Below are 26,274 nucleotides of genomic sequence, written 5' to 3'. Positions count from 1 at the left end.
GAGATGTGATGACCGGGACCACACCGTCGAGGCGGACGGTGCTCGGCGTGCTGGGCGCCGTGCCGCTGGCCGCGACCGGCGTGTTCGGCGGCAGGGCCCACGCCGCGGCGCCCGCGCTGGAGGCGCGGATCCGGGCGATCGTCAACCGTCCGGTCTTCGCCGGATCGCGGTGGGGCATGGCTTTCCACGCGCCCGACACCGGTGAAGTCCTCTACGCGATGAGCCCGGACGAGTTGTTCGTCGCGGCGTCGGCGTTCAAGGTCTTCATCGCCGGCACGGCCTTCGAAGCGCTCGGCCCCGACCACCGGTTCCGCACGAGGGCGCACCGGACGGGCCCGGTCGTGCGCGGGGTGCTCCGGGGCGACCTGGTGCTGGTGGCGGGCGGCGACCTGCTGCTGTCCGGCCGCACCCGACCGGACGGCACGCCGGCCGTGCCCGAGCCCGACCCCACCTACCCGGGCGGCGCTCCGCTGCCGGACCCGTTTCGGGAGATCCGGGACCTGGCGCGGCAGGTGTCGGCGGGCGTCCGGCACGTCGAGGGCCGGGTCGTGGTGGACAGCTCGCTGTTCCGCGAGGCGCGGGAAGGCGTCGCGCTGGGCGGCGCGGAGATCACGGTGTCCCCGATCATTGTCAACGACCACGTCGTGCACGCCGTCGTCACGCCGGGTGTCACCGCCGGTGCGCCGGCCGTCGTGCGGGCGGCGCCGGAAACCGGCTACGTGCGCTTCACCGGCCAGGTCACGACGGTGCCCGCGGCCGGACCGGCACGGCCGCTCAGGCTCACCGACGACGTCACGCACCCCGACGGCACCCACACCGCCACGGTCACCGGCGACGTCGCGCTGGGCGGACCGCCGCGGCACGTGGCGTACTTCGTGCCGAGCCCGTCGCTGTTCGCCGCCACGGTGTTCGCCGACGCGCTGCACGACCACGGTGTGCGGGTGCGGGGCGGTGTCTCGGCGGAGACCGCGACCAAGTGGCGGGGCGCTCCGCTCGCCGAGCACGTCTCGGTGCCGTTGTCGGAGGAGGTGAAGGTGATGCTCAAGGCCAGCTCCAACGTGCACACCGTCACGTTCCCCTACCTGGTGGGCGCGATCGCGGGGCGTGGCCCGGTCACATCGAAGGCGACGTACCAGCGGTACCGGCGCGAGCTGTTCCGCGCCGCGGGCCTCGACCCGGACCCGGCCGGCGCGGCGGACGGCAGGTACACCGCGCACACGTTCACCAAGTTCCTGGCGCACATGAAGGAACGGCCGCACTTCGACCGCTACCACCGGGCGCTGCCCGTCATGGGCCGGGACGGCACCATCGGCGGCAACCAGCCGACGTCGCCGGCCGCGGGCCACGTCTACGCCAAGACCGGCACCGGTGTCATGACCGCGCCGACCGGCGGCGCGTCGGTCCACAAGGCCGTCGCCGGGTACGTCGAGCTGCCGAACGGCCGGTGGCTCACCTTCGCCCAGTTCATGACGCAGGAGACGACCTCGGGCGGTGCGGCGGGCCTCGCCGGCCAGGCGCAGGAGGCGATGGCGGAGATCGCCACCGCCGTGTACGAGACGCTCGGCGGGAGCCCGCGATGACCCGTCCGACGCCACGACGATCAGTCCTGCTCGGCGCGCTGGCCGGCGGCGCGCTCGTGGCCGTGCCCGGTCCGGCCGACACCGTGCCCGATCCGGCCGACACCGCTCCGCCGAAAGACCTGCGCCCCGGCGGGGCCTTCGACCGGTTCATCGCCGAGCGGGCCGCGCGGGACGAGTTCTCCGGCACGGTGTTGCTCGCCCACCGCGGCCGCCCCGTGCTGCTGCGCTCGCACGGCATGGCCAACCGGGAACGGCAGCTGCCCAACGGCCCGGACACCGCCTTCTGCCTCGCGTCGATCACGAAGACCTTCATCGCGGTGGCCATCGCGCAGCTGGTGCGGCAGGGCCGGATGGCGTTCCACGACACCCTCGGCGCCCACCTCGACGGCTTCCCCGCCGAGATCGCCGACACCGTCACCGTGCACCACCTGCTGACCCACACGTCCGGCATCGGCCGGCCCGCCCTCGGCGCCGGACCACCGCAGGGTCTGGAGTGGACCAGCCTCGACGAGGTCCTGGACGGCACGCTGGCGATCATCCGCCGCACACCGCGGCAGTTCGCGCCCGGCACCCGCCACACCTGCAGCAACGACGGGTTCTCCGTGCTCGGCGCCATCGTGGCGCGGGTGTCCGGGCAGTCCGTCTTCGACCACGTCCGCCGGCACGTCTTCCGCCCCGCCGGGATGTCCCGCGCCGACTTCCACGGCCGACCGCGCGTGCAGACCGACGACACCATCGCCCGGCCCTACTGGACGCTGCCCTCGGGCGCCCGCGGCGACTTCATCACCACGCCGCACGCGCCGTTCAGCTACGGCCCGGCCGGCGGCGCGTACGCCACCGCGTCCGACCTGCTCGCCTTCGCCCACGCGCTCACCGCCGACAAGCTGCTCGGCCCGGCGTTCACCGGACTCGTCACCGGCGGCAAGGTCGCCCTGCCACCGGCGGACCCGCCCGGCCACGCCGAGTTCTACGGCTACGGGTTCCGCCACACCGTCACCAGCGGCCGGCGCGTCGTCGGGAACTCCGGGAGCGGCCCCGGCACGGCCACCCGGCTGGACGTCTTCCCCGATCTCGGCTGGGTGGCGGTCGTGTTGAGCAATTACGACACCAGCGTCAACCCGATCGTCGGCCTGGCCCGGCACCTCATCACGGCGTAGTCCCGAGGGAGGCGGGCCGGTCGCGGAAGTCCGCGAGCAGCCCGTCGAGGACCTCCGCGAACACGCCGGGCCGGACCAGGGGACCCAGGTGATCCAGGTCCGGCACCTCGCCCAACCGTCCCGCGGGCAGTTCGGCGCACGCCGCCGCGAGCGAGTCGCCGCTCACCACCACCGACTCACCGCCGCGCAGGAACACCGTCGGGCACCGCACCGACGGCAACGCCTCCCGCCACGGGCACGAGATCGCGGTCCGGAACAGCTGCGCCTCCACCTCCGGCGCGCACCGCAGCCGCACCCGGCCGCCCGGCTCCTCGGCCAGTCCCGACTCGACGTAGTCGGCGAGGACGTCCGGCGCGAGCCGGGACAGCGGCGGCCGGGCGGACCACCGGGCCAGCGCGTCGGCCCGGGACGGGAACACCGCGCGCCGCCGGGCCGCCGCCTCGGCGAACGCGGGGTCGTGCCGGGTCGCGAGGATCGGCTCGAAGCAGACCAGCAGGTCGAACGTGCCCGGCGCCCGTGCTTCGGCCAGCAGCAACGACGTCGCGCCCAACGAGTGGCCGACGCCGATCAGCGGGCCGGCGCCCACCGCGCGCGCGGCGTCGAGGACGTCGTCGGCGAACACGCCCCAGTCCTCGTCCTCGGCCAACGGCGGCGCGCAACCGTGGCCGCGCAGGTCCAGGGCGGCGGCGCGCACCCGCGTCCGCAGACTTTTCACACACGACCGCCAAACGAGGCCGGTAAAGCCCGCCGCATGGCAGAACAATGCCGTCCGAATGGGCTCACCATGTTGTTCTGGATCATTGAGGAAGTAGGGCTCGTGCCCGGATATCGCGAGGTCGGCGATGACGTCCACGGTTTCCCTTCGGAAGTCCGAGTCACGGGCTGGCGCACCCGCCGAACACCCTCTACGATCAGCGCCGGTAACGATCCAGCTCGCCGGCAGGCGGGTGGTTGTCACCGATTTCCGCACGACCACCACTGATTCACCGCAGTCGGATTCCACCATAGTGGAATCACGATCGACGAGGTGGTCGGCGGCGACGCCACCGCCGCGCGCGGGCACCACCCCACCCATGTCGTGCTCGACCGGCGCAGCGCGGTGCCGCGTCTTGGCGATCCCCGTCGGTGAAGGGCGCAGTGTGAACCCGACCCCGTTGCCGGGCTTGGTCTCGGTCGTCATGTTGGTCCGCAACCGCCTGGAGTACACGCGCCGGGCGTTGGCGTCCCTCGCCCGCGCGTCCGGCGAGTTCGAGATCGTGGTGGTGGACAACGGTTCCGACGACGGCACCGCCGAGCACCTGGCCGCGCTCGACCACCCGCGCGCGCTCACGGTCCTGCGCCACGAGGACGACCGCGGTGGCAGCGAACGGCGCAACGTCGGCGCGGCGGCAGCCCGCGGCGAGTTCCTGTTCTTCCTCGACAACGACGTGCTCGTCGACGACCCCGACGTGGTCGAGGTGCTCGCCGCCGAACTGGCCGCCGACCCCGGGCTCGGCGCGGTGTCGCCGTTGCTGCTCTACCCCGGCGACCGCGAGCTGGTGCAGTGCGCGGGCGGCGCGTCCACCGCCGACGGCCACATCGGACCCGTCGGGCGGGGCAAGCCCCTCGGTGCGGAGCACCGCGAGCACCGCGACCAGTCGTGGGCGCCCACCGCCGCGCTGATGGTGCGGCACAGCTCGTTCCGCCGGGTCGGCGGGTTCGACGAGTCGTTCGACCCGGTCTCGCTGTGCGAGGACGTCGACCTGTGCTGCCGCCTGCGTGCCGACGGCGAACGGCTGCGCTACGTCGGGTCGGTGGCGATGCGGCACTTCGAGGGCACCACGTTCAACCACGTCGGCCACGACAAGCTGCCCATCTGGAAGCGCCACATGCGCGTGATCCGCGGCCGGTGGGCCGAAATCTTCGCGACCGGCCCGACGCACCCGGCCGCGGACCTCGCGTGGGTGCCGGTCGAGAAGGACTACTCCGACCTCGACCGGCCGCGCGTGTCGGCGCCGCGCGACCCGGATCCCGCCTCGGCCGACCTCAGCTTCTTCGCCAGCGACCGCGCGCTGGCCTCCGCCGAACCCGCCGACGTGCGGGTCTTGGTCGTCGGCACGGACGCGGTGCCGGCGGTGCGCGGCGTGCGCGTGGTCGGCGTGGCCGATCCCGATGTGCGCGCGTTGCTGCCCGCAGCACGCGCGCACCGTGCGCCGTGGGCGTTGCGCGACGGCACGCGGCTGGTGGAGACCGTCCCCGCGGAGGGTGTCGTGGTGGGTGCGCCGGACACCGCGGCGACGCTGACCGCGTTGCGCCGAGGGCTGCACGTGCTGCTGGGCAAGCGCGCCGTGGACGACCTGGCACGCCTGGTCGAGGCCGCGCGGCAGGCGCCCGGCCGGTGTTCGGTCGACCTGCCCTGGGCGCACCACCCCGAGTTGGTCGAGCTGGGCAAGGCCGTCGCCGAAGGCGGCGCGGAGGGCTTCGCGGTGCGCTTGGACCGGCCCGAGGGCCACGACGTCGTCACCGAACTCGGCCCGGACGCGCTGGACGCCGTCGAACGGGTGCTCGGCGTGCCCGTGACCGACGTGCGGACGGTGGAGGCGACCCGGTCCCGGGTGCGGGCCGTGGCCGTGGCGGGCGGGGTGACCGGGACGATCGAGCTCGGCTGGGGCGAACCCCGGTTGCACTTCTCCACCACGGGCGCCGCACTGGCCGCGGACCTGGTCGCGCCGCCGGTGAGCGGCGCGTACGCGGACTTCGTCGGCGCGCTGCGCGGCGGACCGGCGCCGCTGACCGAGCTGGACGCCGTCGCCGGCCTGTTCGACGTGGTGCTGGAGTGGCGTTCGGAAGTGGCCGCGCTCCGCACGACCCCGTGACGTTCCCGCCCTCGGGCGACCCGAGCAGGAAGGGCCTGGGATGAACCTGGTCGACGTGCTGCGTGCCGGAGCCGACGCCGGAGGGTGGCTGGACCTGCCCGCCTACGAGGTCGACGGCGCCGTGCTGACGCACGCCGAGGTGTACGCCGGTGCGGGCCGTGTCGCCGGGGCCCTGGCCGGTTCGGGCGTGCGGGCCGGCGACCGGGTCGCGCTCGTGCTCGACGACGGGCCGGACTTCGTCCTGGCGTTCCTCGGCGCCGCGCACGCGGGCGCCGTGGCCGTGCCGGTCAACCCCCGGCTGCACCCCGACGAACTGCGCCAGGTGCTGCGCGCCGCCGGGCCCGCGCTGGTCGTGGGCAGACCCGGCTTCTCGGCGGCCGGGTTCCCGGTGACCACCTTCGCCGAGCTCGACGGCGCGGAGCCGATCCCCGTCGTGCCGCGTGCCCTCGACGACCAGGTGTACGCGACGTTCACCTCGGGCACGACCGGCGTGCCCCGCCTGTGCCCGCAGCTGCACGGCGACCCCGTCATCCACCACCGCTCGTTCGCCGTGCCGGCGCTGGAGCTGGGGCCGGACGACGTCGTGCACTCGGTGTCCAAGATGTACTTCGCCTACGGCTTGAGCAATTCCCTGTTCTTCCCGCTGCTGAGCGGCAGCCGCGTGGTGCTGAACCCGGAGGCGCCGCTGGTGGACGACGTGCTGGCGATCGTGGACAAGTACGACGTCACCGCCCTGTTCGCCGTGCCGACGTTCTACGGCAGGCTCATCGCCCACCCCGGCAGCGACCGCCTGGCGAACCTGCGCATCGCCGCCACCGGTGGCGAGGTCCTCTCCACCGCGCTCGAAGAACGCCTGATGGAGGTCCTCGGCGACCGCCTGCTCAACGGCATCGGCACCACCGAGGTCGGCCAGGCGTTCACCCACAACACCCGGACGGCGCGCCGCGTCGGCACCGCGGGACGTCCCCTGCCGCCGTACGAAGTGCGCGCGGTGGACGACCGGGGCGATCCCGTCGAGCCGGACGTGGTCGGCCGCCTGCAGGTGCGCGGCCCGACGATCACGCTCGGCGTCCACGAGGACGGCACGGCGAAGCGCACCGACGACTGGTACGCCACCGGCGACCTGGCCTCGATCGACCACGACGGCTACGTGACCGTCACCGGTCGCCTGGACGACATCGAGAACGTGGGCGGCATCAAAGTCCACCCGCTGGAGGTCGAACACCTCCTGGTCGGTCACGACCTGGTGCGCGAAGCGGCGGTCTGCGCGGTCGCCAACGACGACGGATCGGTCCAGCTGCGCGCCTACGTCGTCCGCGCCGAGGGCCCGCTCGACGACGCCGACCTGGCCGACGAGCTGATCGCCCTGGCCCGCCGCCACCTGACGGCGTACAAGGCCCCGCGCAGGATCGTCTTCGTGCCCGCCCTGCCGCGCACCGGCTCGGGCAAGCTGCGCCGCCACGTCGTGCGGACCTGGCGGCCCTGACCCGGATCGGTGTCACATTCGTCGCCCTCGTGACGACGAATCACGTGTACACCCCGGGCAGAGAGGTCGACCACCCATGACGCGAACCAGTGGCGACGTGCGGGCACCCGGCGGCGTCCCGCCCACGGTCGGCGACGTCGACCGGATCGCCGCGCACGCCGACCCCGTCGTCCGGAACGTCCTGATCACCCACTGCTACCACGAGCTGTCCCGGGCGCTGGCGGACCGCACCGGCGGGTCCGCGAACTGGTGCACGTTCGCCGTCTGGGCGTCCAAGCAGGTCGGCCGGACCATCCGGCACGAGGACCTGGCCCGCACGCTGGAACGGATGCTGGAGTCCTCGCCCGAGGCGGCTGCCGCCGTGGACCTGCTGGTGCGCGGCCTGCGGCGAGCCGTCCCGGGCCGCGTCCTCGACGACGCCGAACGGCTGGTGCGCCAGGCCGTGCTGACCACCGCCCGGTTCGACGCGGCCGGTGACGCGGCGGCGCGCGGGAACCTGAAGGTCTTCGAGGAGATCGCCCGCGAGTTCGCCCGCTTCCTGGTCGAGTCCGCCGACGACGTCGACCGGTTCTGCGCCGCGCTGCGCCCCGGCGAGCCGCCCGACGGCCAGCGCTACCTGCGGCAGGCGTTCACCCGCTACCACCAGGCGATGTCCGCGGTCGAGGAGAAGGAGCGGGCCGAGCTCCTGCTCCTGGCCAACATCGAGGTCAGCCTGCACGAGCAGACCCGCCTCCAACCGGAGATCACCGCCGCGCTCCAGGCCCCGGTCATCGACCCGGGCGAGGTCGAACGACGGCTGCTCGACCTGTTGCTGCCGGGCAACCGCGTGGTCAAGTGGCTGCGACGCGTGCTGCTGACCGTGCTCGGCCGACGCACGCCCGTGCGCCTGGCGGGCGAGCACCTGGCCGAGCACACCCGTGCGCTGGTCCGGCGAGCGGTCACCGAGCACCTGATGACGCTGGCCCTGCCGGGCGGTGGCCTGCTCGACCTCGGCGAGGACCTCCCCGCCGAGTTCCCGCCGCTGCTCGCCCGGCTGTCGCACCCCGAGCTGCTCGCGCTGCTCCAGACCGTCGACCCGACGTCGGACAGCCTCCTCGACACCGCCGCCCGCGACTGGTCCGACCTGCCCGACCGGATGCACTACATCGCCGACATGTTCCGCTGCCACGCCCTCCGGGCCGACCTCCTCGACCCGCCGTTCACCCCCGGGCAGGTCGCCGACCTCACGAACGGGCGTCGCCCGACCGGGCCCCTCTAGGCCCGTCGCCGCGGTTGCGCGTCGCCGCCGCGCCGATGACGATCTGGCACGGGCCGTTGACGCAGTCGAGTTGCCCGGGGAGGGTCCGTGGCGACTTCCACGGCGGCGCTGCTGGCAGGGCTGGCCATGCTGATCGCGGGCGCCGAGCTCGTGGTGCGCCAAGGCACCGCGCTCGCCGCCCGGTTCGGCGTCAGCCCGCTCGTGGTCGGCATGACCGTCGTCTCGCTCGGCACCAGCCTGCCCGAGCTGGCGATCGGCATCAACGCCGCCGGACAGGGCAACGCCGGTCTCGCGGTGGGCAACATCGTGGGCACGAACCTGGTCAACATCCTGCTCATCCTCGGGTTGAGCGCGCTGATCCGACCGGTGGTGTTCGAACGCAGGACGCTGCGCTTCGACCTGCCGATCATGGCCGGCGCCGCGGTCCTGCTCCTCGTGCTGGCGCTCGACGGCTCGCTCACGAACACCGACGGGGTGTGGCTGTGCGTCTACGGCGCCGCCTACCTCGGGCTGATGGTCGTCCACACCAGACGGCAAGCAGCGGCGTCGCGAGGCGCGCCGGCCGCCACGACGAGCGCCCGTGCCCGACCGGTGGGCCCTCAGGTGCTCCTGTTGGTCGCGGGCCTGGCCGTCATCGTCATCGGGTCGGAGTTCCTCGTGGACGGCGCGGTGCGGATCGCCCGCATCTGGGGCGCGAGCGACACGATCATCGGCCTGACCGTGGTCGCGATCGGCACCTCGGCGCCGGAACTCGTCACCACGGTCGTGTCCACCTTCCGCGGCGACCGCTCGCTCGCCCTGGGGAACCTGCTCGGCTCCAGCGTGTTCAACATCGCCCTCATCCTCGGGCCGACCATCCTCGCCGCACCGGGGCCCGTCCCGGTGCCCGACGACGTGCTGGCCCTGGACATGGTCCTCATGGTCGCCACCGCCGTCGTGTGCGTGCCCGCCTTCTTCACCCGCAGACGGCTGAGCCGCGTCGAGGGCGGCGCCTTCGTGGCGGCCTACCTGGTGTACACGGCCTGGCTGCTCACGACGCGGCTGTGAGGCCCCGAGCTCGTCACCCGATCGGGGCGTTTGCCGTCGATGCAGGTAGGACCCTTTTGCGCGCCCACCGACCCCGACCTACCGTGATTGGGCCATGCCGGATCCTGCTCACGAAGATCACCGGCCGCGGGCGCCGCGACCGGAGGTCCGCGTGCTCGGGCCCGGCCCGCCGAGGCGCACATGACCGACACCGGCAGCCACCGGCACGTCCGCGCACCGTCGCTCGTGGACGCGACCGTGCCGCTGGTCGCGTTGGTGGCGCTGATCGGCGGCTCGCTCGCCCTGTTCGGACTGGGCGCGCTCGACGGCCCCATCCAGGTCGCGCTCGTCCTGTGCGCGATGGTCGCGACGCTCGTCGTGCTCAAGAACGGCCACCGGTGGGCGGAGGTCGAAGCCGCCAACCAACGCGCGCTCACCTCGATCACCAGCGCGGTGTTCATCCTGCTGGCCGTCGGCGCGCTGATCGGCACGTGGAACCTGTCCGGCACGATCCCGACGCTGGTCTACTACGGGATCCAGGCGCTCTCACCCACCTGGTACTACGCGGCGACCGCGCTGATCTGCGGCATCGTCGCGATGTCGATCGGCAGCTCGTGGACGACGGCGGGCACGATCGGCGTCGGCCTGGTCGGCATCGCCCTGATGCTCGGCCTGTCGCCGGGCATCACCGCCGGCGCGGTCATCTCGGGCGCCTACCTCGGCGACAAGCTCTCCCCGCTGTCCGAGACGACCGTCCTCACCGCGCAGCTGGCCAAGGTCGACGTCTACGAGCACATCAAACGCCAGGCGTGGACCTCGCTGCCCGCGTTCGGCCTCGCGTTCACCCTGTTCGCGCTGATCGGCCTGTTCTGGGGACCGGCGCCGACCGACGCGGGCGACACCGCCTCCGAGCTGAACGCGCTGGGCGACATCTACTGGATCACCCCGCTCAACCTGCTGCCGCTGGTGCTCCTCGCGGTCCTCTCCGCCCGCAAGGTCCCCGCGTCGCTCGCCCTGATGACCTCGGCGCTCTTCGCCGGGCTCCTCGCCGTGTTCACCCAGCACGACGTCGTGCGGGCCTTCGTCGCCGCGCCCGGCCTCGACCCGGTGCGGACCGGGATCCAGGCCGTGTGGCAGGCGCTGGCCACCGGGTTCACCCTGGACTCCGGGATCGGCGACGTCGACCGGCTGCTGTCCCGCGGCGGCATGGACAGCATGCTGCTCACCCTGTGGCTGATCATCGGCGCGGTCACCTTCGGTACCGTGCTGGAGGAGTTCGGCCTGATCAACCGCCTGATCGACCCGATGATCCGCGCGGCGAAGGGCACCGGGCGGCTGTTCGTCGCCGTGTTCGCCACCGCGTTCGGGCTCAACGTCGTCGCGGGCGACCAGTACATCGCGCTCGTGCTGCCGTCCAAGGTCTTCCGGGTCGAGTTCGCCAGACGGGGACTCGCGCCGACCAACCTGTCGCGGTTGGCCGCCGACAGCGGCACGGTCACCTCGCCGTTGGTGCCGTGGAACTCGTGCGGCGCGTTCATGAGCGCGGCGCTGGGCGTGTCGACGCTGCTGTACCTGCCGTTCTGCTTCTTCAACATCGCCAGCCCGTTGCTGAGCTTGGTCTACGGGTTCACCGGCTTCCGGATCGAACGAGTGCGACCTGCCGGTCCCGAACCGGCCGACGCGTGAACAGGTGACGACGATGACCGTGACGGAAGCCAGGAAGTCGCAGCAGATGCCGTTGCTGACCCTGACCGCGATGGTGGTCGGCTCGATGGTCGGCGCGGGGGTGTTCTCGCTGCCCCGCAACTTCGCCCAGGCCACCGGTGTGCTCGGCGCGATCGTCGCCTGGGTGGTCGCGGGCGTCGGCATGCTCATGCTCGCGTTCGTGTTCCAGACCCTCGCGGTGCGCAAGCCCGAGCTCGACGCCGGGGTGTACGCCTACGCGAAGGCCGGGTTCGGCGAGTTCCCCGGCTTCTTCTCCGCCTTCGGGTACTGGGCGAGCGCGTGCGTCGGCAACGTGAGCTACTGGGTGTTGATCAAGTCGACCCTCGGCACGGTGATACCCGGGCTGGGCGAGGGGAACACCGTGATCGCGGTGGCGATCTCGGCCGTCGGCGTGTGGGCCTTCCACTACGTGATCACGCGTGGCGTCAAGGAGGCGGCGGCGATCAACCGGATCGTCACGGTCGCCAAGCTGGTGCCGATCCTGGTGTTCGTGGTGATCCTGGCCGTCACGCTGAAGGCCGACGTGTTCTCGGCCAACTTCTGGGGCGGCACCGAACCGTCGGCGGGCGCGTTGTTCGAGCAGGTCAAGTCGACGATGCTGGTCACGGTGTTCGTCTTCCTCGGCGTCGAGGGAGCAAGCGTCTACTCCCGGTACGCGCGCAAGCGCACCGACGTCGGCCGGGCGACCGTGCTCGGCTTCCTCAGCGTGCTGGCCCTGTTCGCCTCGGTGACGCTGCTGTCCTACGGCGCGCTGGGCAAGGACGACCTCGCGGGGCTGCGGCAGCCGTCGATGATGGGCGTGCTGGAGTCGGTCGTGGGCACGTGGGGCTCGGCGTTCATCGGCCTCGGTCTGATCGTCTCGGTGCTCGGCGCCTACCTGGCGTGGACGCTGATGGCCGCCGAGGTGCTGTTCGTCGCCGCGAAGGACGACGACATGCCGCGCTTCCTCAGGCGCGAGAACCGCCAGGGCGTGCCGATCGCGGCGCTGGTGATGACGAGCACCCTCATCACGGCGGTGCTGGTCGTGACGGTGTTCTCCGACGACGCCTTCACGTTCACGCTCAAGCTCTGCAGCTCGCTGTCGCTCATCCCCTACCTGCTGGCGGCCGGGTACGCGCTGCGGATCGGGGTCCGCGGCGGGACCGACGAGCACGACCGCGGCGGGCGCGGCAAGGAGGTCGCGGTCGCGGCCCTCGCGGTCGTCTACACCGCGTTCCTGATCTTCGCGGCCGGCATCGAGTTCCTGTTGCTGTCGTTCATCATCTACGCGCCGGGAACGATCCTGTTCGTGATGGCGCGCCGGGAACAGGGCAGGCGCGTGTTCTCCGCCGCCGAGCTGGCGCTGTTCATCCTCGCGGTCGTCCTGGCCGTGCTCGGCGTGCTCGGCCTCGCCACCGGTCTGATCGTCATCTAACGAGAGGGACAAGGACATGACCGACACGGCTCAGCGCCCGTCCGCGGCGTACGGCGTGCACTCCGAAGTCGGCAGGCTGCGGAAGGTGCTCGTCTGCGCGCCGGGCCTCGCCCACGCCAGGCTGACCCCGACCAACTGCGACGCCCTGCTGTTCGACGACGTGATGTGGGTGCAGAACGCCGTCCGCGACCACTTCGACTTCATGGCCAAGCTGCGGGAACGCGGGGTCGACGTCGTGGAGCTGCACAACCTGCTGACCGAGACCCTCGACGTGCCGGGCGCCAAGACCTGGCTGCTCGACCGGAAGATCGTCGCCGACGAGGTCGGGATCGGCCTGGTGGAGGACACGCGCGCGTTCCTGGAGGAGCTGGAGCACCGCAGGCTGGCGGAGTTCCTGATCGGCGGGCTGTCCACGGCCGACCTGCCACCGGACTTCCGCCCCGGCTACATCGCCCTCGCCCGCGAGTCGACCGGCGTGCCCGAGTACCTGATGCCGCCTCTGCCCAACACCCTCTACACCCGCGACACCACGTGCTGGCTCTACGGCGGCGTGACCCTCAACCCCCTGTACTGGCCCGCGCGGCACGACGAGACGTTGCTGATGAAGGCGGTCTACGAGTTCCACCCGGACTTCGTCGGCTCGACCGTCTGGTGGGGCGACCCCGAGCGGCAGTGGGGCCTGTCCACGTTGGAGGGCGGTGACGTGATGCCGGTGGGCAACGGCGTGGTGCTGGTCGGGATGAGCGAGCGGTCGTCCCGCCAGGCGATCACCCAGCTGGCCGCCACCCTGTTCGAGCGGGGCGCCGCCGAACGCGTGATCGTCGCCGGCATGCCGAAGCTGCGCGCGGCCATGCACCTGGACACCATCTTCACCTTCGCCGACCGCGACTGCGTGACGACGTTCCCTGACATCGTGGACGGCATCCACCCGTTCACCCTGCGCCCCGGCGACCCGATCGAGGTGACGGAGGAGAAGCAGTCCTTCGTGGACGTGGTGGCGGACGCCCTCAACCTGCCCAAGCTGCGCATCGTGGAAACGGGCGGCGACGCCTACACCGCCCAGCGCAGCCAGTGGGACAGCGGCAACAACCTGGTCGCGGTCGAACCCGGCGTGGTCGTCGCCTACGACCGCAACACCGACACCAACTCGCGGCTGCGCAAGGCGGGCATCGAGGTGATCACCATCGTCGGCGCCGAACTCGGCAGGGGCCGCGGCGGCGGCCACTGCATGACCTGCCCCATCTCCCGCGACCCGATCGACTACTGACCCGGCCCGCACGCGGAACGGCATGGTGCGCCTACCAGACGGGTCCCGGCCATGCGCGATCGAAGGAGTGGTCCGCTACTCCCACTTCCCCCAGCACCTTCGTGGTGGTGGCGCAGGCGTTCGTGCTCACCCAGTTCGATTCTGCGGTGTCCGGTGATCTGGGCTGGAGCCTCTATCGCCCCACCCCACCTCCCGGGCGGCACGGTGCACATCGGGAGGGCCGGGACGTTGGACGTGAGATCCACCACACCCCAGACAGGGGTCATGGCTCAACATCGCCGAGATCGAACTCCCCGTCCTCGCACACGGGCACCGGGCCACACCGAATGCCGCTACGGCGTCTCAGCGGGGATCCGGCCATTGCCTTCTTCGTCAATAACTCTCAAGCGATCTTCCGGTCGTACTCCTCGCGCGCCCGATCGACCTCGGCCATGTGCGACTCGACCCACTCCTTGAGGTGGCAAATCGACTCCAACAATGACTGGCCCAACGGTGTGAGCTCGTAGTCGACCCGGACCGGGACCGACGGGATGACCGTGCGCGTCACCAGCCCGTCCCGCTCCAGTCCCCTCAACGTCTGCGTCACATATTCTGACTCACCCCTTCGAGCCGCGCGGAAAGCGCGGAATACCGCATCCGACCCCGGGCCCCAATGCCACAACCACCAGACTCGCCCACTTGTCACCAATCGTGTCAAGCAACCGCCGACTGGGACACGAGGCCGTGAACGCATCGAATCGTGCCGCCTCGTCACCAGTGCCCGTGACGCTCGCCTTCGTCTCCCAACCCCGCACCTCCTCCCCCGCACTCACCGAAGTCGCGCTTCCAATTCTCGGCCCGCACGACCTGCGCGTCCGCGTCACGGCGGCATCCGTCGACACCCTCATCGCCCGGGGCCCGGCCAGGGCGATCTTCGGTCTCACCGGCGCGGTCGGCCTGGGCATGCCCCTGACCGGCGTCCTCACCGGACAGGCGCCGATGTCACCACCTTCGCCGTCGGCGACCCCATCGCCGCCGTGCACCCCGACTTCACGGCCCCGGTCCGCGCCCACGCCGAGGAGGCCGTCGTCCCGGCCCGCGCCGCCGCCCTCCTACCCGCCGACCTGGACCCGGTCGGCGCCGCGACCCTGCCCCTCAACGCCCAAGCCGCAGCTCAACTGGTGCGCCGCCTGGACCCGGCCGACGGACGCACCCTGCTGGTCACCGGTGCCGCCGGCGCGGTGGGCGGCTACACCGTCGCCCTGGCCGCCCAGGCCGACTGGGCCGTCACCGGACTGCCCGCGACTCCGACCGCGACTTCGCGCTCAGGCCCGGCGCCCACGACCTGACCACCACCGTGCCGACCGCCACCTTCGACGCCGTCCTCGACGGCGCCGTCCTCCACGCCACGGCCCTCGCCGCCGTCCGCGACAACGGCACGTTCGTCGGCGTCCCGTCAGCCTCCCCGGCGACGCCCGAACGGGGCATCGACATCGGCATCGTGAGCGTCATTCCCGACAACGCCCAACTGACCGCACTCCTCACCCAAGCCGTCACCGGCGTCCTCGAACTGCGAGTCGCGGCCCGCGTACCCCTAACCGAAGCCCTGGCCGCCTACGACAACGTCGCAACGGGCGGACAACGCGGCCGCTGGCTCCTGCTCCCGTAACAACAATCCCGCCAAACACGAACCGGTCCCGTGCTCACCAGAACACGGGACCGGCGGGCGCAGCGCCGTGACGCTACCCGATCAGGGGTTTTGCAATTCCGTATTCGCCGCTCGCGCGACCAGGGCACTGGCCGCAACGTGAGCCCGATCCAGGCCCACTGCGAGCAGTGTGGCGCGAATAACCGAGACAGGAACGCGGTTCCTCAGCACCAGCGCGGTACGTTCGGTCTCGATGTCAAGCCGAGTCGCGACGTCGGCCGGAAGCATGACCGGCACCAGATCCGTCACGTCGTCGTAGATGAGAGGTGGAACATCATTAGTCACCGCGCCAGCGTCGCCGTTCGGATCAACAAATACCAGTGCCCGATAGGCTGACGATGAACTCGACCGTGGCCCCAGGTCCCACCCCCCACGCCGACAGGGCCAACACAATGCGCCACCACGTGCCCTCACCGACCACCCCCACCCCCGACAGTCCTGCCCCACCGGCCCCTCCCCCACCCCAGCACCCTCCCCCACCTTCACGACTACCTCGACCGCCACCGACCAGACGCACCACCTCGCCGCCACCCCGAACACCCCACTGCACCACCACCCGCCTGACCTGGAGAAACACTCTCCGCCATCCAACCAACCACCCCGATTTGGACCACGGAAGACGATCATGTAATCTATGCGCACACCACGGCGAGAGCCGAGTCCGGGTGGCGGAATGGCAGACGCGCTAGCTTGAGGTGCTAGTCCCCGAAAGGGGGTGGGGGTTCAAGTCCCCCCTCGGACACATTATTACCCCATGGGGTTGGTTCCAGCATAGTGGACCGGCTCCGTGGGGTTTTCCTTTTCCCACGTGGGACCGGTGAGCGTCCCGTCGACCGTGACCGCGTCGGCGTGGCAGACGACCACCGCCCGGTTCACGCGGATCCGGTCGGCCACGGTGCGCGGGCTCGCGGCGGCGGGCAGGTGCAAGGCGCGGCCGATCCTGGTGATCAGGTGGTCTTCTCGGAGGTAGAGGGTCGCTGGCCGGTTGTCGGTGCGTGGTCCGGTGTGGCCGTGGCGGCAGCGGTAGCCGGCGCGTCCGTTGACCCAGTGACAGTCCAGGCGTCGGTCGCAGGTTCCGCAGCGCAGTAGACCGGCGAACAGGTACTCGCGGGTCTCGCCGGTAGTGGTGGCGCGTCGGGTGCGCAGTCGCTGTACGGCAACGAAGTCTTGTTCGCCGACCAGCGGGGTGTGGGCGCGCTGTCGGGAGACGACCCAGCGGTCGGTCGGGTTGCGTTTGACCATGCGGCGGCGCCTGCGGTCGGTGGGGGTGGTGTGGTCGTGGTCGACGCCTTGGCGGTTCCAGATCTGCCAGCCGGTGTAGCGCGGGTTCTGCAGGATCACGGTGACCGTCTCGGCGGTCCAGCGGCGGCGGGTGCGGTGGGTGTTGCGCTCGGCGTCGTGTGCGGCCGGGCACGGCACGCCGCGGTCGTTGAGGTCGCGGACGAGACTGTCGACGCTGCGGCCGGCCCGGCGTTCGGCGAACAGCCACCGTACGACCGGCGCGGTCTCGGGGTCGACCTCCAGGCGGTAGGTCATGCGGCCGCGGCGGGCGTCGGCGAGCCGGGGGTGTGCGCCGGACTCGACGAGCATGTAGCCGTAGGGTGCCCGGCCGCCGAGGAAGCGCCCTTCCAGAGTCTGTACGCGCATGGAGGCCATCGCGCGATGGCGGGCACGCACGACCTCGCGCAGCGACTGCCCTCCTAGCATTTTGACCAGGGCTCGGTGCTCGGGGTTGTCCATGTCGATCGGGCCGTCGGACTTGGGCAGCCATACCTGCACGCCGTAGCGGCGGAACAGCGCCAGCAGCCGCGGCAGCTGGTCCCCGGCGAACGCGCGCTCGTACTCCCCCACGATGATCGCGTCGAACCCCCGGTTCGGGTCGCGCACCGCCGCCAGCAGCTCGGCGGCCTCGGGGCGGTCACGCCACGCACCGCGGCGGGACTGCCCGGCGTCGAAGAACACCTTCACGATGCGGCCATGCCCGGCGATCGCCTCGGAGGCCACCTCCATCTGCCACGCCTTCGAGGTCTCCGGATCCTGGTGGTCGATGGTGGAGGTGCGGCCGTAGAACGCGAACCGCAGACCACCCGCGGGCTCGGGACAGCCGGTGTGACTTCCCCGCAGCGTGTTCTCCTGCCGACCCATCCACGCCATCAGGATGTCCCGACCCGCCATCATCGCCGCCCTTTTGTGCCGTGCCACCACGAAATCATGATCATTTCATGGTGGTCGCGGTCGGGGGTCCGCAGCGTGGTCCGGTGCGGCGGCGCGCCAGCCCGACGAAGCGCCAACAGGCCCCAATCCCTGATCGATGGACCACTGACCGGCCCGTCACGCTCACCACGGCCCTCTCCACCCGCTGACGCGGGTGCCGATCCATGGTGCGGACAACCAGCACAACCGGATCAGACCGTGGTCCTCCGCCGCCGCCCTCCGACAGCTGCCCGGGGACCGTGCTCGTCGTGGTCGTCGCGGATCTCGACGCTGTCCCGTCCGCAGATCACTCGAGTGCCCTCGTTCCACGACGCGACAGCCGCAGCACCGGTCTCGGCGCATACCGGCCGGTCGGGCGCCACCGCGAGGGCGATGTTCTCCAGCAGGCGGTCCTCCCGCCGGTACAGCGGACGCGGAGTGCCCGCCGGACGCGGACGAGAACTGTTGTAGCCGTGCCGGCAGCGGTAGCCGGGACGGCCGTTCACCCAGTGCGAATCCATCCGCCGCCCGCACACCCCGCACACCACCAGCCCCGCCAGCAGGTACCGCCGCTCACCGCCGTCGCCGTTCGGACGTCGGGCGCGCACCTTCTGCACGTCGGTGAACTCCCGCATGCCCACCAACGGCGTGTGCGCGATGTCCAGCGAGATCGCCCAGTCCTCCGGCAGGTTCGGGAACTGGCCCGGCCGTCCGGTCCGCGGGTCGACCTCGTCACGATCATTGGCCATCCGGTTCCACACCTGCCGACCGGTATAACGCGGATTCTCCAGGATCGTCTTCACCGTCGGCGCACCCCACCCCTCCCCCGACCGGTGCCGGTTCCGCACCGGATCGGCAGCGGACGGGCACGGCACCCCGCGTTCGTTGAGAGCCCTGGCGATCCCCGCCACCGACATCCCCTCCACCCGACGCGCGAAGATCCACTTCACGTGGAGGGCGGTCCGCGGGTCCGGCGCGAGCTTCCATGCCCGCCGTCCCCACCGGGCGTCGGCGCGGTTGGGATGCGGCCCCGCGTCGACCAACAGGTACCCGTACGGTGGCCGCCCGCCCAGGTAGCGGCCGAGTTCGGCCTGGACCTTCATCGACCGCAGCGACCGGTTCCGCGCCCGGATCACCTCACGCTGCGACTGCGCCCCCAAGAACCGCATCAACCGGCGGTGCTCACCGTCATCCAGGTCCACCGGGCCAGCAACCTCGGGCAGCCACATCTGCACCCCCGCCGCCCCCAGCAGCGGCACCATCTCGTCGAACTGACGGCCGTAGAACGCCCGCTCGTACTCCCCCACCACCACCGCCTCGAACCCACGGTCCGAATCCGCCAACGCCTCCAGCAACCGCGCGCCCTCCGGCCGGTTGGACCACCGACGGCGCCGCGACACACCCACGTCGAAGAACTCCGCCACGATCAGCCCATACCCCTCGACCAGCAGCTCCGACATCTCCCGCTGCCACAACCGCGAGGTATGCCGATCCTGATGCTCCGAGGTCGACATCCGCCCGTAGAACGCGAACCGCAACCCGAGGTGCAGGTACGGGTCCTGCGAGCGTTTCCGCTCGCCTCGGCGCTGTTTGGCCTGTAACCAGCCGTCGAGCAGATCCTGGTCGGTCCTGGACGTGATCATCGTTGTCGCCTTCATCGTGGAGGAACGGGGACGCCCTGCGTGACCGCTCCGCACCACCAGGCTGACGCGGGACCGCCCGAGCACCACCCGAACAGAGCAGGACATACACCCGAACAGGCCACCACCTGCCGGTCAACTCGCCGGGCAGCAGGGACCCCAGCGAAAATTCGGCGTCGGACCCTGCCCTGCTTCCATCGGCGGGCCCGACATGCCTGGTGTAGTCGGCGCGACGGCGACGAGCCGGCCCGTCCAGCGAGATCCATGCCCCGAAGCCCCAGACTGGATCCCATGCCCGCGCCGAACCACCCGCACCTCACGGAGAACCGGACACAATTCGGCCACCGCATCGCGGCCCTGCGCCTGCAACGCAACTGGACACAGGAACAGCTGGCCGAGGCAGGCGGATTCGACCGCAAGACCGTCAGCCGCATCGAGAACGGCAGACACTCACCCAGCCTCGACCGCGTCTTCGTCCTCGCCGACGCACTCGGCGTTCAGCCGCCCGAACTGTTCCACTCGCCGATGCCCTGACGAACTCGCCTCACCGCTCGCTGCATCCGGCTGCATCGCGACATCCCCCTGTCACCACGAGATGCCCGTCGAGGCGACGGCGTTCTAATGTCGATGCCGCAGTCGGCCGGATAGCCCCGTCGCTGCAGGGAAGATGGAACGTAGAGCCGTGGGGCAGCGGTTCTCCGTGGTGTCGGTGAACAACAATGCCGCGTACACCCGGACACCCGGCGGGTCATTCTCGTGGACCACGCACGAAACGGGCGCCAGCCTGAGCAGCAAGATCAGCGCCAAGCCGGACAAGCGGTTGATCGACCTGGAGCGTCACACGGTCGACGGCGAGACCCGCTTCGCCGCCGCGTGGGTCGACAACACCGGCGAAGCGGCGAAGAGCTGGTGGTGGTGGCTGAACGTCACCCCGGCCACGATCTCCGAGAAGCTCGGCGACTGCGGTTGCCGCCTGGTCGACCTCGGCCCCATCGGCGGCGGCCGCTACGACGCGATCATGATCCCGAACAGCGGCGTCGACGGCCTCACGTGGTGGTGGTACCACGGCATCACCGAGCTCCAGGCCTACCAGTACCTGGCCGAGAACCAGGCCCGCCCGGTCGCCCTCGAACCGGACGGCAGCGGCCGCTTCGCGGTGCTCATGGTGCGCGACGGCCTGCGCGGCGGCATGCGGGTCAACCAGACCTGGGACAACCTCGACGTGCCCGCCGGCACGCGCTTCATCCAAGTCAAGAACTACACCAACACGGCCAGCTCGTCGGTCTGGCTGTCGGTGTACCTGCAGAACGGCTGATCGAACCGAGCGCACCGCGTGCGGGCAGGGGGGCTGCCCGCACGCGGTGCGCTCGGCGGTTGCCGGCAGCACGACCGCTATCGACCACGCGACGCGCAGGGGCCGGGACGGGCACGACACGTCGACGACTGCTGAACGCGCCCTGGCGGCGGTGTCCTCGATCGTGGTGGCGGTGCAGCCCGCCTCCCGACCAGCGCGAGGGCGGCATTGAAGATGGCGCGCCGGGAGCTCTCGCCACGGCGGGTTCGGCCGAGGCCTTGCGCGGCGCCGGTCACAGCGACGGTACCGAGGAGCAGATCGATGCGCCTCGCCTCGTTCGGGCGTCGATCGCATCGGCGGTCCACCCACTCACGCCGCGCCGGGCATGTCCTCCGAGGTATTCGCGAGGGCAGCCGACCCCGCACTCGCACCCGTCCCCCAGGGCAGTGGGACCGGCTCGACACCTCGTCGGGCCATTCGACAGCGAATTCAACGACTACACGGCAGAAGCCGGACAAACGGCCCCATTGCCCGTATCAACTCCGGGTCGAGGCACGCCACTTGTCGATCATCAGCCATACGGGGTAATCAATAGCGGTACACGGCGTAATCTCTTGACGCGAACGGCGGACGGGGCAAGTATCGATCCCATCCGATGGCGCGTGAGCGCTGGGGAACGGGGGGAGCTGGGTGTCGCCCGCCCACGCCTCTCACCACTAGCGTGCCGAGGACCGTGGAGCGCACATGCCTGTCACACCGACCTATCCCGGTGTCTACATCGAAGAATTGCCCAGTCGGGTTCGCACGATCACCGCGGTGTCCACTTCGGTGACCGCATTCGTCGGGTACACCGCCAAGGGGCCGGTGGACCAGCCGGTCACGATCACCGGTTTCGCCGATTTCGAGCGGCGGTTCGGCGGCCTGGCCGCCAAGAGCCCGGTCAGCTACGCCGTACAGCAGTTCTTCCTCAACGGCGGGTCGATCGGCGTGGTGGTCCGGGTGGCCTCCGGCTCGGCGACGGCCAGCTCCACGCTCAAGAACAGCTCCGACCCGTCCCAGTCCCCCGGGGACGCGCTGGTCGTCGCGGCGAAGGAGCCGGGGGCCTGGGGCAACGCCCTGCGGGTCTCGGTCGACTACGCCACGCCGACGCCCAACGAGACGTTCACCCTGCGGGTGGGCAACGAGACCTTCAGCGACGTCTCCCCCGACCCCGACCACCCGCGCTACGTCGTGGACGTGGTCAACTCCGGTTCCGCGCTGATCGAGGTCTCCTCGCCCGGCGGGGACGGCCCGATGCTGCGGCCCGACCCGAACGGCACCGTCTCCGGCCCGTTCGGCACGGACGTCCCGGCCATCCCGGACAAGGACCTGGAGGTCAAGGTCAAGGGCGGCACCGAGATCTACAAGACCCGCATCGCGGGCCAGCCCGCGAACGTGGTGGAGTTGGGACTGGCGCTGGAGAAGGCGCTGCGCGCGATCCCCGACAAGCCTCGGTCCAGGACCTTCGGCGCGGCGCGGGTGACGCCCATGGGCAACCGGCTGCAGGTCGTCTCCGGTTCCGACGACCCGACCACCGTGCTGGAGTTCAGCGGCGAAGTGGCCACCGCGCTGAACCTCAACGCCTCCCCCAACACCACCGCCTACGCCGTCGGCGCCACGCAGAAGGGCACCGACGGCGACCTGCCCGGCCCCAACGACATCATCGGCTCGGAACTGGACAAGACCGGCATCCACGCGCTGCGCGACGTGGAGGACGTCAACCTGCTGTGCCTGCCCGAGGTGTGCGGGTTCGACTCGATCGACCAACAGGTCCAGGTGCTCGCCGCGGCCGAGCGGCTGTGCGCGGACAAGCGGATGTTCCTGCTGGTGGACAGCCCTGCGACGTGGACGACGCTGGACCGGGCCCGCGCCGGGCTGACCGAGCTGGACCCGGTGCGCAGCGACCACGCGGCGCTGTACTTCCCGCACCTGGAGCAGACCGACCCGCTGACCGGGCGGCTGCGGGCCTTCCCGCCGTGCGGCACGGTCGCCGGGATCATGGCCCGCACCGACAGCGAGCGCGGGGTCTGGAAGGCCCCCGCGGGCACCGAGGCGCGCCTGGCGGGCGCCCGCGCGCTGACCGTGCCGCTCAACGACCCGGAGAACGGCCTGGTCAACCCGCTCGGGGTGAACTGCCTGCGCTCCTTCCCGGTGATCGGGCCGGTGGTCTGGGGCGCGCGCACCCTCGACGGCGCGGACGCGCTGGCCTCGCAGTGGAAGTACGTGCCGGTGCGCAGGCTGGCGCTGATGATCGAGGAGAGCCTGTACCGCGGCACGAAGTGGGTGGTGTTCGAGCCCAACGACGAGCCGCTGTGGGCGCAGATCCGGCTCAACGTGGGCGCGTTCATGAACTCGCTGTTCGAACGCGGCGCGTTCCAGGGCACATCCTCGCGCGAGGCGTACTTCGTCAAGTGCGACAAGGACACCACCACGCAGAACGACATCAACTCCGGAATCGTGAACATTCTTGTCGGTTTCGCTCCGCTGAAGCCCGCCGAGTTCGTGATCATCCAGATCGAGCAGCTGGCCGGGCAGATCGAGGTGTGAGGGTTCGCATGGCCGAGTTCATCGTCAATCCGCAGCGGTTCGACCCGTACAAGAATTTCAAGTTCCTCGTGCTGTGGGACGGCCGCCCGGTGGCGGGCGTGTCGAAGATCAGCCCGCTCAAGCGCACCACCGAGGTGGTCAAGCACCGCAGCGGCGGTGATGCCAGCTCACCTCGAAAATCCGCCGGGCGCACCGAGTTCGAGGCCATCACGCTGGAGCGCGGGATCACCCACGATGTGGAATTCGACCGCTGGGCCAACAAGGTCTGGATGGTCGGGCAGGGCCGGGGGTCGGAGTCGTCGCTGCGGGACTTCCGCAAGGACATCGTGATCCAGGTGCTCAACGAGGCCGGGCAGGTGGCCGTGGCCTACAAGGTTTACCGGGCCTGGGTCGCCGAGTACCAGGTCGTCGGCGAGCTGGACGCCAACGCCAATGCCGTGGCCATCCAGAGCCTGAAGCTGGAGCACGAGGGCTGGGACCGGGACTACGAGGTCGCCGAGCCGGAAGAGCCGTCCATCCAGTTCCCGGCCTGACCCATGCGCGCGCCGGCGGAGCTGCTCGCGACGTGGGAGGCGGGCCTGGTGGCCGGACCGGTGCACCGGGCGCTGCTGCTGCAGGCGCTGGCGGGCGAGCGCTCGGCGGAGCTCGCGGTCGGCGCGCGCGACCGGCTGCTGTTCGGGCTGCGGCGAGCGCTGTTCGGCGAGCGGCTGCCTGGGCTGCTGGCCTGCCCCGGCTGCGGTACCGAGCAGGAGTTCGACTTCGACGTGGCCAACGTGCTGCGCGTCCCGGCGCCCGCCGAGGACGTGGTGGAGGTCGAGTCTGGCGGGTGGCGGGTGCGGATGCGCCTGCCCAACTCGGCCGACCTACTCGCCGCAGCGGCCGACCCTCCGGCGGCTAGGGCGGTGCTGCTGGCCCGGTGCGCACTCGCCGTGCAGCGCGACGGGCGACCTCTGCGGGCCGAACCGCCCGCAGAGGTGGTCGGGCTGCTGGCCGCCGCCGCAGCCGAGGCCGACCCGGCGGCGGACGTGTGGGTGGCTATGCCCTGCGTGGAGTGCGGGCGGCACAACACCGCGACCATCGACATCGTCTCCCACCTGTGGGCCGAGCTCGACGCCTGGGCGCGGGCACTGCTGCTGGAGGTGCACGCGCTGGCCACGGCCTACGGCTGGACCGAGCCGGAGGTGCTGGCGCTGAGCCCGGCCCGGCGCCAGCACTACCTGGAGCTGGTGGGCCATGGCTGACCACTTCGACCGGCTGCTCGCGCGCAGCGTACCGGGCCTGCCTGCGGCCGACCCGGTGGTCCGGCCGCGGCTGCCGCGGCTCTACGAGCGGTTCGACGCTGAACCGGAAACCGAGGTGGAGGTCTGGCCCATTGCGCCCGCACCGGTCGTGCGGCCCGCGACAGGGCTGCGGGGTCCGGAGGGGCCGCGCGGACCGGCCGGTGGCACACCGGGGGTTCCCGCTCCCCCGGCAGCGCAAGCGCCGCCGGAGATCGGGCCGCCCGCACCGGGCCCCATGCCGGTGAGGGTGACCGAAACCGTGATCAGCACCGAGCGCACGCGGCACGAAGTGGTCCGGGAACCTTTGGTGGAGAACCACTCCACGACCCTGGAGGTGACCGGGCGGCCCGCCGCCCCGGTCGCCGAGCTGCGCCCTCGGCACACCACCGTGGTCGTTCCGCCACCGGTGGTCGAACCCCGGCGGGCCCCCGCACCCGCGCTCGCGCCGGTGGCCGCACCGGCACCGCAGCCGCTGGTGCAGGTGTCCATCGGCCGGGTCGAGGTCACCGCGGCGGAGCCGGAACGCGGGCGGTCCTCCCGCCCGCGGGTCCGGCGGGCCGAGCCGGTGCTGAGCCTGGAGCGCTACCTCGCCCGTGAGGACGACCGCCGATGAGCAACTTCCTCGCCGTGGCCACCGCCACCAGGGCGCTGCAGACCTTCCTGGCCCGTGCCGTGGCCGCGGTGGAGGTCGGCGCGACGGTGGCCGCCACCAAGCCGCCCGCCGACCCGACCTCCGACGCGCTGGTGACCGTCTTCCTGTACCAGGTGGTGCCCAACGCCGCGCTGCGCAACCGGGACACCGTGACCCGCGCGGGCGACGGCACGGTGCTCAAGCGCCCGCAGGCCGCGATCGACCTGCACTACCTGATCAGCTTCTACGGCGACGAGTCGGACTTCGTGCCGCAGCGGCTGCTGGGCGCGGTGGTGGCCGCGCTGCACGAGCAGCCGGTGCTGACCCGCTCGGACATCCAGGACGCGGTGAGCAGCCCGCCGCTGCTGGGCTCGGACCTGGCCGCCTCGCCGCAGCTGGTGCGCTTCACCCCGACCCAGATGGACCTCGACGACCTGTCCAAGCTGTGGTCGACGATGCTGCAGACGCCCTACGCGCTGTCGGTGCCCTACCAGGCGACCGCGGTGCTGCTGGACGGGCAGTCCCTGCCCACGTCGGGCAAACCGGTGCTGCGCAGGCAGATCGCGGTCACCGCGTTCTCCCGGCCGGTCATCGACGAGGTGCTGTCGCTGGCCCCCGACGCGCCCGAGGGCACTCCGCCCGACGACGGGCCGATCACCGCCGAGCGGCGCCTGGTGTTGCGCGGCGCGAACCTGGGCCGCCCCGGCCTGAGCGCGCTGGTCGGCGGCGTCGAGGCGGAGGTGGTGCGGTCGCGAAAGGACGTGGTCGTGCTGGCCCAGCCCGCGGACCTGCCCGCGGGCGTCCACCCGGTGCTGCTGCGCTACGACGTGCCGATCGGCGACTCCGCGCGGCCCTGGCTGGAGTCCAACGCCGCGCCCTACGTGCGGCGGCCCAAGGTGCTCCAGGCCGCGCCGGAGGGCCAGGGCGCGCTGCGGGTGGAGCTGGACATCCCGGTGCGGCCCGACCAGCGGGTGACGCTGCTGCTGGACGAGCGGACGCCGGTGGGGCGGGCGCGCGGACACCAGTTCAGCGCGCCGTTCCCGCTGCCGTTGGGCACCGCCCAGGTGGTGCCGATCCGGGACGTGGGCGCGGGCACTTACCTGGTGCGGGTGCAGGTCGACGGTGCGGAGAGCCCGCTGACCTTCGCCGACGGCGCGTTCACCGGGCCGACCGTCGACATCGCGGGGTGAGCGCG

General features: G+C 71.6%; 22 protein-coding genes, 1 tRNA gene and 1 pseudogene. 19 read left to right on the top strand and 5 right to left on the bottom strand.

Features of this window, described 5'->3' with window-relative positions:
• The first annotated feature begins 8 nt into the window (after nucleotides 1-8).
• Both dacB and AB0H12_RS36640 read left to right on the top strand, forming a co-directional pair.
• Nucleotides 9-1,580 carry a D-alanyl-D-alanine carboxypeptidase/D-alanyl-D-alanine endopeptidase gene (gene dacB, locus AB0H12_RS36645; protein WP_499629163.1) on the top strand — a complete coding sequence of 524 codons (1,572 nt, stop codon included), beginning with the start codon at nucleotides 9-11 and terminating at the stop codon, nucleotides 1,578-1,580.
• On the top strand, nucleotides 1,577-2,737 hold the full coding sequence (locus AB0H12_RS36640; RefSeq protein WP_499629161.1) for a serine hydrolase domain-containing protein: 1,161 nt from the start codon (nucleotides 1,577-1,579) through the stop codon (nucleotides 2,735-2,737). The genes dacB and AB0H12_RS36640 overlap by 4 nt, the downstream gene beginning before the upstream one ends.
• Here the strand turns inward: AB0H12_RS36640 and AB0H12_RS36635 are convergent.
• The gene (locus AB0H12_RS36635; RefSeq protein ID WP_499629282.1) at nucleotides 2,727-3,743 is read right to left on the bottom strand and encodes an alpha/beta fold hydrolase; all 1,017 of its coding nucleotides are present in this window, start codon (nucleotides 3,741-3,743) and stop codon (nucleotides 2,727-2,729) included. The two genes, AB0H12_RS36640 and AB0H12_RS36635, sit on opposite strands and share 11 nt — an antisense overlap.
• Nucleotides 3,744-3,810: 67 nt before the next feature.
• Between AB0H12_RS36635 and AB0H12_RS36630 the strand changes: the two genes are divergently transcribed.
• The 7 genes from AB0H12_RS36630 (at nucleotide 3,811) to AB0H12_RS36600 (ending at nucleotide 13,768) form a co-directional block, all read left to right on the top strand.
• Entirely contained in the window at nucleotides 3,811-5,592 is a 1,782-nt protein-coding gene (locus AB0H12_RS36630; protein WP_499629158.1) for a glycosyltransferase, read from the top strand.
• Between the two features lie 40 nt (nucleotides 5,593-5,632).
• A complete protein-coding gene (locus tag AB0H12_RS36625) occupies nucleotides 5,633-7,078 on the top strand; it encodes a class I adenylate-forming enzyme family protein (protein ID WP_499629156.1) in 1,446 nt (481 codons plus the stop codon).
• Between the two features lie 76 nt (nucleotides 7,079-7,154).
• Nucleotides 7,155-8,336, top strand: a complete 1,182-nt coding sequence (locus AB0H12_RS36620) for a hypothetical protein (RefSeq protein ID WP_499629154.1) — start codon at nucleotides 7,155-7,157, stop codon at nucleotides 8,334-8,336.
• A gap of 87 nt (nucleotides 8,337-8,423) precedes the next feature.
• On the top strand, nucleotides 8,424-9,383 hold the full coding sequence (locus tag AB0H12_RS36615) for a calcium/sodium antiporter (protein ID WP_499629152.1): 960 nt from the start codon (nucleotides 8,424-8,426) through the stop codon (nucleotides 9,381-9,383).
• 180 nt (nucleotides 9,384-9,563) lie between these two features.
• Entirely contained in the window at nucleotides 9,564-11,048 is a 1,485-nt protein-coding gene (nhaC, locus tag AB0H12_RS36610; RefSeq protein WP_499629150.1) for a Na+/H+ antiporter NhaC, read from the top strand.
• A 13-nt stretch (nucleotides 11,049-11,061) separates the two neighbouring features.
• Nucleotides 11,062-12,501: a basic amino acid/polyamine antiporter gene (locus AB0H12_RS36605; protein ID WP_499629148.1), complete on the top strand. Its 1,440-nt coding sequence runs from the start codon at nucleotides 11,062-11,064 to the stop codon at nucleotides 12,499-12,501.
• Between the two features lie 16 nt (nucleotides 12,502-12,517).
• The gene (locus tag AB0H12_RS36600) at nucleotides 12,518-13,768 is read left to right on the top strand and encodes an arginine deiminase (RefSeq protein ID WP_499629146.1); all 1,251 of its coding nucleotides are present in this window, start codon (nucleotides 12,518-12,520) and stop codon (nucleotides 13,766-13,768) included.
• A 382-nt stretch (nucleotides 13,769-14,150) separates the two neighbouring features.
• On the opposite strand, the pseudogene AB0H12_RS36595 reads toward AB0H12_RS36600, so the two are convergent.
• Nucleotides 14,151-14,562: pseudogene (locus tag AB0H12_RS36595) on the bottom strand (winged helix-turn-helix transcriptional regulator).
• A 222-nt stretch (nucleotides 14,563-14,784) separates the two neighbouring features.
• On the opposite strand from AB0H12_RS36595, the gene AB0H12_RS36590 reads away from it, so the two are divergent.
• Nucleotides 14,785-15,096, top strand: coding sequence for a hypothetical protein (locus tag AB0H12_RS36590; RefSeq protein ID WP_499629145.1), 312 nt, complete (start codon nucleotides 14,785-14,787; stop codon nucleotides 15,094-15,096).
• Nucleotides 15,097-15,104: 8 nt separating this feature from the next.
• The gene (locus tag AB0H12_RS36585) at nucleotides 15,105-15,416 is read left to right on the top strand and encodes a zinc-binding dehydrogenase (RefSeq protein ID WP_499629143.1); all 312 of its coding nucleotides are present in this window, start codon (nucleotides 15,105-15,107) and stop codon (nucleotides 15,414-15,416) included.
• A gap of 81 nt (nucleotides 15,417-15,497) precedes the next feature.
• Here the strand turns inward: AB0H12_RS36585 and AB0H12_RS36580 are convergent, their stop codons facing one another.
• Nucleotides 15,498-15,740 (bottom strand): hypothetical protein, encoded by a 243-nt coding sequence (locus AB0H12_RS36580; RefSeq protein WP_499629141.1) that lies wholly within the window; start codon nucleotides 15,738-15,740, stop codon nucleotides 15,498-15,500.
• Between the two features lie 374 nt (nucleotides 15,741-16,114).
• Between AB0H12_RS36580 and AB0H12_RS36575 the strand changes: the two genes are divergently transcribed.
• Nucleotides 16,115-16,197: transfer RNA gene (locus AB0H12_RS36575), tRNA-Leu, on the top strand.
• Between the two features lie 5 nt (nucleotides 16,198-16,202).
• Here the strand turns inward: AB0H12_RS36575 and AB0H12_RS36570 are convergent.
• Entirely contained in the window at nucleotides 16,203-17,600 is a 1,398-nt protein-coding gene (locus AB0H12_RS36570; protein WP_499629279.1) for a recombinase family protein, read from the bottom strand.
• 260 nt (nucleotides 17,601-17,860) lie between these two features.
• The gene (locus AB0H12_RS36565; RefSeq protein ID WP_499629139.1) at nucleotides 17,861-19,291 is read right to left on the bottom strand and encodes a recombinase family protein; all 1,431 of its coding nucleotides are present in this window, start codon (nucleotides 19,289-19,291) and stop codon (nucleotides 17,861-17,863) included.
• A gap of 288 nt (nucleotides 19,292-19,579) precedes the next feature.
• Here AB0H12_RS36565 and AB0H12_RS36560 point away from each other — a divergent pair, with 288 nt between their 5' ends.
• The 7 genes from AB0H12_RS36560 to AB0H12_RS36530 all read left to right on the top strand — a co-directional run bounded on the left by AB0H12_RS36560 (nucleotide 19,580) and on the right by AB0H12_RS36530 (nucleotide 26,269).
• The gene (locus AB0H12_RS36560) at nucleotides 19,580-19,822 is read left to right on the top strand and encodes a helix-turn-helix domain-containing protein (RefSeq protein WP_499629137.1); all 243 of its coding nucleotides are present in this window, start codon (nucleotides 19,580-19,582) and stop codon (nucleotides 19,820-19,822) included.
• Between the two features lie 133 nt (nucleotides 19,823-19,955).
• Entirely contained in the window at nucleotides 19,956-20,603 is a 648-nt protein-coding gene (locus AB0H12_RS36555; protein ID WP_499629134.1) for a hypothetical protein, read from the top strand.
• Nucleotides 20,604-21,326: 723 nt separating this feature from the next.
• On the top strand, nucleotides 21,327-23,168 hold the full coding sequence (locus AB0H12_RS36550; protein WP_499629132.1) for a phage tail sheath subtilisin-like domain-containing protein: 1,842 nt from the start codon (nucleotides 21,327-21,329) through the stop codon (nucleotides 23,166-23,168).
• Between the two features lie 8 nt (nucleotides 23,169-23,176).
• Entirely contained in the window at nucleotides 23,177-23,701 is a 525-nt protein-coding gene (locus AB0H12_RS36545; protein ID WP_499629131.1) for a phage tail protein, read from the top strand.
• A 3-nt stretch (nucleotides 23,702-23,704) separates the two neighbouring features.
• A complete protein-coding gene (locus AB0H12_RS36540; RefSeq protein ID WP_499629129.1) occupies nucleotides 23,705-24,409 on the top strand; it encodes a T4 family baseplate hub assembly chaperone in 705 nt (234 codons plus the stop codon).
• Nucleotides 24,402-25,061 carry a hypothetical protein gene (locus tag AB0H12_RS36535; RefSeq protein ID WP_499629128.1) on the top strand — a complete coding sequence of 220 codons (660 nt, stop codon included), beginning with the start codon at nucleotides 24,402-24,404 and terminating at the stop codon, nucleotides 25,059-25,061. The genes AB0H12_RS36540 and AB0H12_RS36535 overlap by 8 nt, the downstream gene beginning before the upstream one ends.
• On the top strand, nucleotides 25,058-26,269 hold the full coding sequence (locus AB0H12_RS36530; protein WP_499629126.1) for a Pvc16 family protein: 1,212 nt from the start codon (nucleotides 25,058-25,060) through the stop codon (nucleotides 26,267-26,269). Before AB0H12_RS36535 ends, AB0H12_RS36530 begins: the two co-directional genes overlap by 4 nt.
• Nucleotides 26,270-26,274 lie beyond the last annotated feature (5 nt).

This window comes from Actinosynnema sp. NPDC023794, from assembly GCF_040639675.1.
GTDB classification, from domain to species: domain Bacteria; phylum Actinomycetota; class Actinomycetes; order Mycobacteriales; family Pseudonocardiaceae; genus Actinosynnema; species Actinosynnema luteola.
Note: the sequence above shows the minus strand (reverse complement) of the source record. Positions and strands in the feature narration are given on the sequence as shown.